The organism is Algibacter sp. L4_22, from assembly GCF_023473045.1.
Taxonomy (GTDB): domain Bacteria; phylum Bacteroidota; class Bacteroidia; order Flavobacteriales; family Flavobacteriaceae; genus Algibacter.
In genome coordinates this window covers 1-12280 of the sequence record NZ_JAMCOK010000007.1, presented here as the reverse complement: position 1 = coordinate 12280, position 12280 = coordinate 1, and the positions used below count along the sequence as shown (strand labels likewise).

Sequence of the window (12280 nt, the reverse complement as noted above, 5' to 3'; positions counted from 1 at the left end):
AGTTTTTGCTGAGGTAATTTTTATTACTTTAACTTAGCCTTCAACGCATTCGTTAATTCTTTAACCAATTCAGGATTGCTATCTGCTATATTTATAGCTTCATTGTCTCCACTTAAATAGCTATACAATTCAGCGAAACCATCCTTATGGAGAGTCAATCTATGCGTAGCAGTTCTTATCGTCGAAACATTAGCTTTGTAAGCAACAGCATTATGGCCCGTTGTATTCGGTTTTTCTAATATATTTTCGAGAGATACGCCTTGTGTAAAGTCAGGGATTTTAATTCCGGTTAACTCGCATAACGTAGGGAAAATATCAAGAGTTTCTACAATAGCATTAGACTTAAACCCGTTGTTTTTCATTCTTGGATCAAAAATAATTAATGGAGAATGTAGAGATTCTTCGAACAAACTATGCTTTCCCCAAATGCCATATTCTCCCAAGTGCCAACCATGATCTCCCCAAAGAACAACGATAGTGTTTTTGTCTGCTCCTGTGCGTTTCAATTCATCTAAAATCTTCCCAACTTGGGCGTCGGCATAACTTACACATGCTGCATAATGGCGGCGTAACTCATAAGCAAATTGCGAATCTGTATTTGCATCTTTTCCCCAATTGTTATATTTCATGAATTCAGAAGAATTATGCCAAGTTGTTCTTCCTTTTGGTTTTTGCGGATGTTCTATTTCCGGGAAGGTTATACTATCATAACTATCGTAATAAGATTTTGGAGCTCCGAAGGGTAGGTGTGGTTTAATTATTCCAATAGCTAGAAAAAAGGGGTTTTCAGTATTAGTTGATAAGTTACCGAGTTGTTTTAAAGCTTCATTTGTAATTGCGCCATCAGGATACAGATTATCATTTCCTTCTACAGTTTGATACACATCCATGTTACTAGCGTTTACTCGAATTTCTCCGTTGGCAAGCCCATGCATTGCGCCACGAGGATGTTCCCATTCTGCAACAGGCATTAAATGTTTATTCCAAGCGTTAGGCATTTCAATAATAGTACTGTCATTCCAATCGTCTCCACCTCTTCCTCCCGGATGATGAGATACTTTTCCAACAGAAACGGTAGTGTAGCCTTGTGTTTTAAACCATTCGGGCATACTTGGTTTTACGGTTTCTTTGCCTTGTGTTATTTTTTTGGACCGTATGAATAACGCATCATTACTAGGTGGACCATATAAACCTGTTAGTAAGGTATAGCGAGAAGGTCCGCAACTGGGAGCATTTGCAAAATGATTTTGAAATGAAACACCTGCATTTGCTAACTCATCAATATTTGGGGAGATAATATAATTTGCGCCAAAGCTTTTTAATTCCGGACGCAGATCATCAATACAAATAAGTAGAATATTTGGTTTTAGGTCGGGTTGATATTTTTTACAGCTGGTTATCATTACGATGCCCAAAACCATAAATGAAAGAGATGCGATTTTACTTATTTTCATTATTGAAAATTGTTTGTCTGTTATGTTTTTTTTGAAGAGATTTTAACTCATTTAACTTCAGTTGGAAACTATTTTTAATCCTACAATAGAAGCTATTAAAGTTGAAATAAAGAACAAACGCAAAAATATGGTGGGTTCTTCAAATATAAGAGTTCCTATGAATACAATTTCAAGGGGTCTATTCCTGTCCAAATGGCATATCAACCCATTATGAGGATTTTTTAAGTTTAATTCTCTTTTTCTGGTTTTTTAAAATTACTTATGTTTACTATGGCTAGTAAGGGAATTAAAAGTACAGAACTCCTTATTAGATATAGGTATTGTGTGTGCCCAGCATGGGCATGCTTTTATTTACGGAAAGGTAAATAATTAATCTATAGGGTGCAAGTCCCTTATGTGCAGGAGTAACGTCTTGAAGCATTAGTAAGTTGTAAGGGTGAAAACCGTGAGGTTTTATCTGAAGGTTATTTGTGATTGATTAATGAGTAAATACCATCACAAAACTCGGTACAGACGAACATAAATTGTATAGAGAGGCATATTTACTCGGGTAAGCAAGCACATGATTGTAACGCCCTAAGACTATCAAAAGTGTAAGTATGTAGATACGGCAGTGATTTAGAGAAAGAAGATCTTATTACCAGGGAGGATCTCCAAAACTACGAGTTGGTTATTTGGAGAAGTCAGCAGAGGTTATAGTGCCTATAGGAAACGAGCAGAGTCAATACCTCCGATGGACTCACAAGTAGGGAAGGACTGAACGTAATTCTCTTCAAAATTCTAATAGGAGCACTAGTGGTAGCTTATGTTTAAAGTAGAAAATAGTGCCAAGGGAGAAAAGAGCTTTGGTGTGATGATTTACGAACCGCCGTATACGAGACCCGCACGTACGGTGGAATGAGGGGTTCACTCCGTTATTTGATGGCGGAGCCATCCACTCGATTGTGTGTATGTACTTTTTAATTAACCATTTCTAATACTTCTTTCATGTTTTCTTTCATTTTACGATATTGGAAAATGTCTTCAATAGAAACTACGGTCATATTGTGCTTTTCTGCGAAGCTACAAACCTCGGGTAATTTCGAAATTGTGCCATCTATAATTAGTCAATTCATATAAAACTGAAGATTCTCCCAATCCTGAAATTTTCATTAAGTCAATACTTCCTTCTATAAGTACTCTTCTTTCAAATACTCCATTTTTTCTAGCTAACAAGGGAAATGCGTGACCTAGATGCGACAAGTCTTCAGGTGTTGCATTATGAGAAATAGCAGCTTTAATTGTCGTTAATCTATCTTGCGCAGAAACTCCCGTAGTTACATCATTTTTTGCTTCAATTGATATTGTAAATGCCGTTTGGTTTTTACTCGTATTCTCACTTACCATTTGACTTAAACAAAGGCACACTATGCCACTACATTCTCTAATCATTAAAGCCATATCTTTTTCTGTCATTTTCTCGGCAGAAAAATAATATCTCCTTCATTTTCTCGATGTTCATCATCTACTAGTAGAATTCCAAAACCCTGTTACAATTTTTAAACAGCTTTTTCAACTCTGTCTTTACTGTTCTTTCCAAATTAATTTAAACTTTTCATCATTACTCCTTTAGTTTATTAATATTAAATCTTCGGAGCAAAGCATACATCAATTATACAAGTGAGTTTATTTTAATTGTATAGTTAAGTTTTTTTCTTCTCACATCCAGACTTTAACTGTCGGTTTTGGCGTTTCGCCAAATCAATCCTTTTTCAAGGATCCGCGGACTCTAACCGCCGGTAAGGAATTACACCCTGCCCCGAAGAAAATTTAATCAAAAATATATCTTATTTTATCATTCTTGTTAATTTACAAAAACTTTTGCACGGCTCTCACTCATTTTTTTGCATTACACACAACGCCTGGTGTAAGAAGCATTTCTCTGTGAAACCGCTACAAACTTTATTAAATGTAACTCCCTTGAAATTAGGACTATTTTTGCTAGAGACTTTTCATAATTGCCATTACGTCTTCGTTACCCAAACCCATATCATGCGCATGATTAAAACTGTCGAACAAAGGATTTATTAACGGCGCATCCAGTCCGGCTTCTTTTGCCAATCGTAAATCTTTGACCAGATGTTTTAGCGCAAAAGCGGCGGGAAAAGAATTATTTATAATTGATGAAGATTTCAATTTGGTAATGCCGTTGCCGCAGGCTCCTTCATTAACAATGGCAAGCATATCTTCACGACTCACGCCGTTCTTTTCAGCAAACAGAACGGTTTCGGCCAGCCCCTGAAGGTTAAGTCCAAGCAGGTAATTAATCGCCAGTTTTGCAGAACTTCCTACACCAATAGCTCCCAGATGATGCGAAACTTTCCCAAGAACATCAAATATTGGCTTGGCTTTATTGTAGCTCTCTACAGTTCCGCCAACCAGAATAATCAGGGTTCCATCTTGAGCCGGTTTGACACTTCCGGAGACAGGTGCCTCCAAAAATTCAAGCTGATGTTTACTGCTGATTTTGGACAAATAACGGGAGGTATCGGGAGATACCGTACTCATATTGATAATGAGTTTTCCAGGTTGCTCTTTAGCCAGTAATCCCGACTCTCCTTCGAAAACCGCTTTTACCGCCTCATCATTCGACAACATGGTGAAAACCACATCGCAAATTTCAAGCAGATGTTGCGGGCTGTCTGCTGACTTTGCCCCAGACTCTATGAATTCTGTTTCCTTTTCTTTTGTCCGGTTAAATACGACCACCTCAAAGCCGGCTTTTATCAGATTCTTTGCCATTGGATTGCCCATATTACCAAGACCAATCCAACCTAATTTTAATTTATTCATAATTTATGTTTATTATTTGTAATTGGTGCGTGTTGCCTAATGCGTTTATACTGCCATGTATATCTCCAATTGCGTAAATTACCATAATTACTTTTATTTTTATACTGTGTAACCCAAAGCTTATATTAAGTTTGTTTGACTGTTGATATTCATTTAAATTCTAGTATTCTACCTTTGACTTATTCTTTAATTTATTTTCTATGATAGGATATAAGTTGTACGTTGGATAAATATCTGTTGTAAAAGCTTTCCATGCGGTTCTCTCAATAGCTAAATTTACAGCTGATAATTTTGAAGCAGGAAGCTCTAATACAACCACTTGGCCAAGTCCCATAACCACAAACCAATTAACTACAGAAACTCCTTCTGGAGGGAGATTTTCATAAAACCTTTGATTGGTTCTTATTTTTTCAATCTCATTTAAATTCATACTCTGATCATGTTTAAGAAAGACCGTTAATAACAACTTATCATCTTTTTCTTTTTCAAAAATGGGTTTTGAATTAAGTGTCACCTTTGACTTATTTTTCAACTTATTTTCTATGATAGGATACAAATTGTACGTTGGATAAATTTCTGTTGTAAAAGCCTTCCATGCGGTTCTCTCAATTGCCAAATTCACAGCTGATAATTTTGAAGCAGGAAGTTCTAATACAACCACCTGACCAAGTCCCATAACTACAAACCAATTAACTACAGAAACTCCTTCTGGAGGGAGATTTTCATAAAACCCTTGATCAGTTCTTATTTTTTCAATCTCATTTAAATTCATGCTTTGATCATGTTTAAGAAAGATTGTTAATAGCAACTTGTCATTATCTTTGTTAGAACTCGATTTTTGATCAAGTGATTGTGAATAACCGGTGAATTGTAATAAGAATAGTCCGAGTAATAAAATGTATTTCATATTTTATAATTTTTAGATGTATTGTGGTTTTTTATCAAGTTAATCCACCTAGAAATAGAGGAAATGGTTGGCAACGGTTTAGTATAACCAAAGTTGTACTCTGCTAATTTATTACCTCAAGCTTTTCCATTTTTTTCTCAGTTAACATTCTATACTGAAAAATATCTTCAATAGTAACAACCGTCATATTATGCTTGTTTGCAAATTCACAAATTTCAGGAAGTCGTGACATTGTGCCATCAATATTTGTTAATTCACACAAAACAGCAACATCTCTTAAACCTGATATTTTCATTAAATCTATGCTTCCTTCTGTATGACCTCGTCTTTTAAAAACGCCATCACTTTGCGCTAATAGAGGAAATACGTGACCTGGATGTGATAAATCTTCTGGTTTAGCTTTTTCTGAAATAGCTGTTTTTATTGTTTGTAATCTATCCTTTGCCGATACACCTGTAGTTACTCCTTTTTTTGCTTCAATTGATATGGTAAATGCTGTTTGGTTTTTACTTGTATTATTAGTAACCATTGGTTTTAATTGAAGACTTTTACTTTTTTCTTCAGTTAAACAGAGACATACTATTCCACTACATTCTCGGATCATTAAAGCCATATCTTTTTCTGTCATTTTTTCGGCAGAAAAAATAATATCACCTTCATTTTCTCTATTTTCATCATCTACAAGTAATATTCCGAAACCTTGTTGTAATTTTTCAACAGCATTATTAACTCTTTCTACGCTGTTTTTTCCAAATGTTTTTAAACTATTCATCTTTGCTACTTTTAAATTATTAGTATTAATTCTTCTGAGCAAAGTGTACAGCAATATAATACACAACTGATTTATATCAATTGCATAGTTAAGTGATAGACTTTTTCTTCTCTCATCCAGACTTTAACTGTCGGTTTTGGAGTTTCACCAAATCAGTCCTTTTTCAAGGAGTCGCGGACTTTTACCGCCGGTAGAGAATTGCACTCTGCCCCGAAGAAATTCAACTCAAAATTAGTAAATAATTTTCTATTTTAATGAGGATATCAAAACTTTGGGATTTTTTTTGCATTGCACACAAAGTTTGTGTATAGGAATAGTAACTGACTGCGTAGCGCTTTACTTTTAAGTTATCAAGAAAGCTGAAGCGGGATAAAACTCTTGAATTCACGGCTATTATTTTTATACATTATTGGTAACAGTTTGTTTTTTTAAGTAAATAAACAATAATGACAATTTTTTAACTATTTAATCTTTGACTAAATAAATATCAGGTATTTTTAATGAGAATAAATATTAAAGAACTGTTCTGTATCTTTAAATGTTTTGTATTCCCAAAATCCAACAAACTTCAGAAAAGTATGAGAAGTCTAATCCTCCAACCGAAATAGCCTTGTTATTATAGCGTCCGTCTTTTCCATTGTATTTATTTGATAAATCTGTTGCAAGCTGCCATACTTCAATCAACTTTTGATTTATGATTTTATCATTTCAATAGGTATATTCAGGGTCACGAAATCCAGGAGTTCCATTTCCAACAGTATTTCCATCGGAAATTTTCTGATCGTTAGAATTTTCTTTTACAAATTGAAGACTCTCCGTAGAAGTGGGGTTTTCATTCCAATCGCTATGTTGTATTACATGAATACGTTTTGAAACATTTATTTCAGGTAAGTCTAATTGAATAGCTTTTATTAGTCTAGCCGTAAAATCAGATTGACCTGCTTCTGCAATCCAAATATTCCCTTGCTTTATAAGCGTTTTTAAGGCAATAACCTTAACTTTTTCAATTGCGTCTGTCTAGTTATTTCCAAAGGAGAGTTGAAATAAATCATTAGGCGGAACATATAAACCTTCCTGAGTGTCATATGTACCGGCAACTACATGGTATTGTGTTTTTGAAAATTCGGGATCAGACATCAAAGCTACTAAGGCAGTTACAGTATGAAGGTCATCTACATCTGTTTTACAATCAAATTGTACTAGATAATAAATCTCTTTCTTTTTAGCAACTGATTTAGTAAACAGAAACGAACACAAGAAAAAATCCTGAAGGAATTTTCCAAATAAGTACTTGCCATAGCAATTAATTATACACGTTGGCAGTAGTTTTTATTTTAAATTTTCGAGTAATTTATATTTTTTATTTATAAGTTCTGATCTCTTTTTACCTACAGGTTCTGTTATTAGTTTTGATTGAATTTTAATTAATGTATTAGCGAAACTATAAAATGTTTCCGTTTTGGTAAAGTTTTCGATCCATTTAGCGAAATCATTGAGTTCTTCTTGGTTTTTCGAATATTTTAAATCTTCTACTAGGCTTGAGCATTCCCAATTTGAATTTTCAGATTTACTAAAATCTAGTATGTCATTTCCTAAAAATATATCAATTAAATAATTATTAGAATAAAATGTTTCCAAGGCTTTTTTTTCAGCTAGGTGGATTTTCTTCTTTTTGAAAAGTGTAATTGTCCATTCAAAAAGAAATATTGGAAATCCAGAGTCTTCAGGAAAATTTTTATCAAACCAGTTAAAGTATCTCAAAGCTCCTGAATAATCGTTTAATTTTAAATATAATTCTGGTGGCAGATATCTAAGTCCTCTACCGTCATGATAAAATCCGCCCCAATGCTTTTTGTCTGCTGCAAGTTCACGTTTTATTTTTCCGATTTTATTTTTTATTCTTTCAATCTGTTTTGGGGTCATTTTTTGTTCAGAATTTAATCATGTTTAACGTTAATTTCATTTTTGACATTCAGTTAATTAGCTTTTTTGTAAATCTAATAATTTTATCAAAATTCCGATAGGCTTTTACTGGTAAGCTTAAGGAATTACCGTTTTTTTTGCATGTGGAATTATTGCTAAGGTTGTTGCCAATAGTTTTTTATTCCGATTTCTTACTTATTTCTCGTTTGTAAAATGAATTCAAAAAGGTTTCATCGTATTCCACTCGATTTAACACAGTTTGTTTCATTTTCCTGAATTCATATTCTATATCCTCAACGTTATTCAATTCGAAGTCAAATAGATAAGAATCTCTTTCAAACACACTATAGTTTTTCTTGTTTTCTTTGTTCAAGGTCTCACTATATCTTCTATTAAAATATTGAGTTGCATAATATTTACCATTGTCATTAATTTGAGAATAAGTACAAATATTTTCCTCTTTAATAGTTGTTTCAACTATATCTTTATGGTTCTAATATCCTTCGAAATGTTTTTTAATTTCATCCTTTTTAAGTGTAGTTTCCCGATTTTCAACCACTTTCGTAATTGCAAAATTTTCTTTGGTTAGTTGCGTGTTTGAGCAACTAATTTAGTAAACAGAAACGAATACAAGAAAATCTCGAAGGAATTTTCCAAATAAACAACGACCAAAGCAATTAATTATAGATGGCATTGTGGTGTCGTTTTTTATTCTATTCATAACTATGTTCAACTCGGGTTGCATAAAAGTCATTGGTTGTTTTCAATAAGGCTAAAACTTCGGTTTCTATAAAAACCTGAAGATCTGTTAAATAGAAGTTAATTAAGATGAAAATAAAAGTTAATTAAGGTTTAATTAAGATAGCCTTCTTATTTAACTACTAGTTTTGGGTTATAACATAAAAACAATCTTACCATGAAAAAATTATTACTTACAAGTCTTATTTTAGTTTTAGCAATATCAAGTTTGAGTGCTCAAACCGAATTTGGAGTTAAATCAGGATATTTTAAATCTTTAAGAGAAACTAATACATCATTTGAAGGTGATGGATTAAAAACTGACAAAAATTATAATGATGGTTTCTACATAGGTGCATTCGTAGAATTTTCCATTTCTGAAAGATTTTATATTCAGCCTGAAGTTACTTATGTGAAAATTAAAAATGATTTTGACCAACTTCAAATTCCTATTTTAGCTAAGTATAGAATCGGAAAAAAGTTTAAGGTATTGGCTGGTCCAAATTTGGGATTTTTATTAAACACTAATGAAAATTTTCATTCTTATAATCTTGGTGTTTCTTTAGGTGTATCCTATGATATTACAGATAGGCTTTCCATCGAAGCAAGGTACAATTTAGCATTGTCAAATTCTCTAAAGGATGATTTTAGTTCATCGTCTGATTTATTCGCTGAATTTAATGGATTCCAGTTTGGTCTAGTTTATAGATTTGACTAAAAAATATTACTTTATTTAGGGAAGAGGGAATTAATAAATTATTATTGTTCGACAATTTACTTTACAAGTCAAACTCCAAAATCCGTTGTCTATTTTTTTCCTTTTCTCTAATCATGAAAGTTAAATCTTTCCAACCTTCTCTAAATACATTGTTTTCCCCATAAGAGACATATTCTGCCGACTTCGTCAACACAATATTCAGCTCTGGCCTATCGGCGAGCCGAATACTTAGTTATTAGCCACTGTTTTTCTTTCAGAATATATTTTCCATATAAAATAAGTAAGTCCTAAAAACCTAACTGAATAATTTAGTGACTTTGACCAACTGAATCGTGATAGAAGTTTATAATATGAATAATCTAAGTCAGTATTGTTATAAAAGTATTGTGTAACTAAAGACGTGTTTGCCATAGGTAAAAATATTAGTAAAACACCCACAGTTAATAGAATATAAATTATCTTTTTAGAAGGGTTTTTGTTTTTTAATATTCGATTATATACTGATACAAAGATTAAAACTGAATTTAATCCAAATATGATATTAATGCTTAATATTATAAATTCATTTTCTATTTTCAAGAGTGTGTATATAGAAGTAAGAATTAAAGTCAAAAGCAGATAGACCCTTTCAAAGACTAAATAACATAATACACTTGATATCCCAATTATTAAAAAGTCAGATTTGTTTTTTTGATTATCTCTTTCATAAACTCTTATCTTTTGCATAAGTATAATTAGTATGAAGGGAGAAAAATATAAGTATAAAACACCTTTAGTCCAAGAGTATTGCTGCATGAAAGTATTCCAGAATTCTCCTCTTTCTAAATCAGTTAAATATTGATTTATCTCTAAATCAATTACCTCTATTAAAAAAGTCGTAATTATTAATATTATGGATAACAGAAGTATGTTTTTCAAAGTTGGAACAATTGGTTTCAGTATACTTTTATTCAAATAAAATATCAAAATAATAAATGGTAAAATTCCGGTGACAATAACATTAAATATTAATAGGACTGTGTCATTTGTATTTTGTAATTTTAAATTAAGTAAAAGTAAAATACGCATCAAGACGAAGTGACTTTCTTTAAAAATTGAATAACACAAGATGCTAAATGTTCCAATTTTTAAAATGTCCCTTTGTTTCATTTACGTATTGATTTTAAATTGTGGCTAACGGTTTGTGTATGGTTAGTTGCGTGAGCGACTAAGATAACAAAAAAGGGCAGGAGTAAGGGAATCCGCTAGGATTTCCGAGCCCCCCATTATTCACTATTAGCCATTAATTATACACTGTGTAACTGTTGCACAAACTATTATTTTAAATAAATCGATATATTTTAGATTATTCAAAATGAAAAACCCCTATAAATTAGATACTTATTACTTATGCCGATTGGTTAAAAAGGGCTTTTTCACGATTTTTTTAGTTGTGCAACAGCCACCTGTGTTGTAAGTAGTTTTTATTTGTACATTACATTTAAATAAATATTGGAATTTTGACTTGCAACCTTCATTTGTATGTAAGGATAATATAATATGCAAGACAAAAAAAATATGAAAAAATCTATTTTAATATTATTATTATTTACGATTTCTATTTTTTCAAGCTGCAATGATGAAGATGATTTATTCGACATAAATGCAGTAAGAACACCACCTAACATTACAACTCCCAATAATTTTGCAGACCCTAATTTAAATCAACAAGCCAAAGATTTATACGATAGATTATTAGATTTAACGCAAAGAGGGATTTCGTTTGGACAACAACAACCTTTTGGAACAGGAAATAATTTTCCAGTACCTAACCAATTAGATGAAGATTTTTTTCAAGTTACAGGAGACTATCCTGCAATTGTGGGTTTTGACTTAGAACTAATAGGACTTCAACCTGAAGTAGAATCTCCAAATGTTTCTATTTTGGATGTATTCATCAACAGGTTTACAGAAGCAATAGTAGAAGCACATGAGAATGGGAGCATCATTACGATAAGTTGGCACCTTGTAAACCCAAACAGTACAAATTTAGGTGGAGATGGTAGTTTCAATAATGTGGTTTCTAGAATGTTGGAAGGAGGAGATTTTCGACAGAATTATTTAAGTAGTCTAGCACGAGCTGCTAGGTTATTAAATAACTTAGTAGATTCTCAAGGAAATCCCATTCCTGTATTATTCAGACCTTGGCATGAAATGAATGGCGACTTCTTTTTTTGGGGAGAAGGCTATAGAACCACAGAAGAATATATTCAACTTTGGAAAGATACTATTCGAATTCTATCAGAAGATTTTAATGTACACAATCTACTTTACGTCTATGCACCAAATTTGGTTTCTAGTCCGTCAGAGTATTTAAGAAATTATCCAGGAGACGAGTTTGTTGATATGCTAGGAGTTGATGTATACGATTTTAGAAACGGAAATTTTTTATCGAGTGCTCTGAGAAACTTGCAGATAGTAGAGGATATTGCTACCGATAAAAATATGCTTTTTGCACTTACAGAAACAGGTTTAGAGAATGTGGTAGAAAACAATTGGTGGACACAAAGTTTATACAGAGCTATCAGAAGTAGCAGTATTACTTATACCATGATATGGAGAAATGATATGACCACATTTTTTCATGCTCCCTTTCTAGGACATCCATCCGAAGATAATTTTAAAGAATTTCTAGACAACGAAACCATATTATTGAGTAACGACATTTTGTAAAATAAATTTTCTCTGTGTATTCTGATAAGTAGAATCAGAACAAGTTTTAAAATATAACATAAACGGTAGTATCTAACTATTCTTTGTTAAATTAGATTTTGTTTATTTAAACTTAAGTGTGTTTTTCATTTTAAGTTCATTATTTACAACGTCAGTCTGTCTAATAACTTACTGCAATTTTAAATATTTCTACTAAAATACAGTTTTTAGTATTAGTTGTGTTC

At 32.4% G+C, this 12280-nt stretch carries 9 protein-coding genes, 1 pseudogene and 2 riboswitches; of the genes and pseudogenes, 2 read left to right on the top strand and 8 right to left on the bottom strand.

The features are described from left to right. Window positions 1-23 precede the first annotated feature (23 nt). The 7 genes and pseudogenes from M4I23_RS16615 to M4I23_RS16585 all read right to left on the bottom strand — a co-directional run bounded on the left by M4I23_RS16615 (window position 24) and on the right by M4I23_RS16585 (window position 7888). On the bottom strand, window positions 24-1454 hold the full coding sequence (locus M4I23_RS16615; RefSeq protein WP_249755157.1) for a sulfatase: 1431 nt from the start codon (window positions 1452-1454) through the stop codon (window positions 24-26). A 959-nt stretch (window positions 1455-2413) separates the two neighbouring features. Beyond that, window positions 2414-3052 (bottom strand): annotated as a pseudogene (locus tag M4I23_RS16610) (3,4-dihydroxy-2-butanone-4-phosphate synthase). Window positions 3053-3142: 90 nt separating this feature from the next. Next, window positions 3143-3264, bottom strand: a riboswitch (FMN riboswitch). A gap of 170 nt (window positions 3265-3434) precedes the next feature. Then, complete coding sequence (locus M4I23_RS16605; protein ID WP_249755156.1) at window positions 3435-4286, bottom strand: NAD(P)-dependent oxidoreductase; 852 nt, start codon at window positions 4284-4286, stop codon at window positions 3435-3437. A gap of 160 nt (window positions 4287-4446) precedes the next feature. Beyond that, window positions 4447-5193 carry a hypothetical protein gene (locus M4I23_RS16600; protein WP_249755155.1) on the bottom strand — a complete coding sequence of 249 codons (747 nt, stop codon included), beginning with the start codon at window positions 5191-5193 and terminating at the stop codon, window positions 4447-4449. A gap of 103 nt (window positions 5194-5296) precedes the next feature. Continuing rightward, a complete protein-coding gene (ribB, locus tag M4I23_RS16595) occupies window positions 5297-5965 on the bottom strand; it encodes a 3,4-dihydroxy-2-butanone-4-phosphate synthase (protein WP_249755154.1) in 669 nt (222 codons plus the stop codon). Between the two features lie 100 nt (window positions 5966-6065). Next, a riboswitch (FMN riboswitch) is annotated at window positions 6066-6187 on the bottom strand. Between the two features lie 312 nt (window positions 6188-6499). Further along, window positions 6500-6649 (bottom strand): hypothetical protein, encoded by a 150-nt coding sequence (locus M4I23_RS16590; protein WP_158845081.1) that lies wholly within the window; start codon window positions 6647-6649, stop codon window positions 6500-6502. 645 nt (window positions 6650-7294) lie between these two features. Beyond that, on the bottom strand, window positions 7295-7888 hold the full coding sequence (locus tag M4I23_RS16585; RefSeq protein WP_249755153.1) for a hypothetical protein: 594 nt from the start codon (window positions 7886-7888) through the stop codon (window positions 7295-7297). Window positions 7889-8804: 916 nt separating this feature from the next. Between M4I23_RS16585 and M4I23_RS16580 the strand changes: the two genes are divergently transcribed. Continuing rightward, window positions 8805-9344 (top strand): porin family protein, encoded by a 540-nt coding sequence (locus M4I23_RS16580; RefSeq protein ID WP_158845073.1) that lies wholly within the window; start codon window positions 8805-8807, stop codon window positions 9342-9344. A 228-nt stretch (window positions 9345-9572) separates the two neighbouring features. Here the strand turns inward: M4I23_RS16580 and M4I23_RS16575 are convergent, their stop codons facing one another. Continuing rightward, window positions 9573-10493: a hypothetical protein gene (locus M4I23_RS16575; RefSeq protein ID WP_249755152.1), complete on the bottom strand. Its 921-nt coding sequence runs from the start codon at window positions 10491-10493 to the stop codon at window positions 9573-9575. A 408-nt stretch (window positions 10494-10901) separates the two neighbouring features. Between M4I23_RS16575 and M4I23_RS16570 the strand changes: the two genes are divergently transcribed. Then, window positions 10902-12056 carry a glycoside hydrolase family 26 protein gene (locus M4I23_RS16570; protein ID WP_249755151.1) on the top strand — a complete coding sequence of 385 codons (1155 nt, stop codon included), beginning with the start codon at window positions 10902-10904 and terminating at the stop codon, window positions 12054-12056. Window positions 12057-12280: the final 224 nt, after the last annotated feature.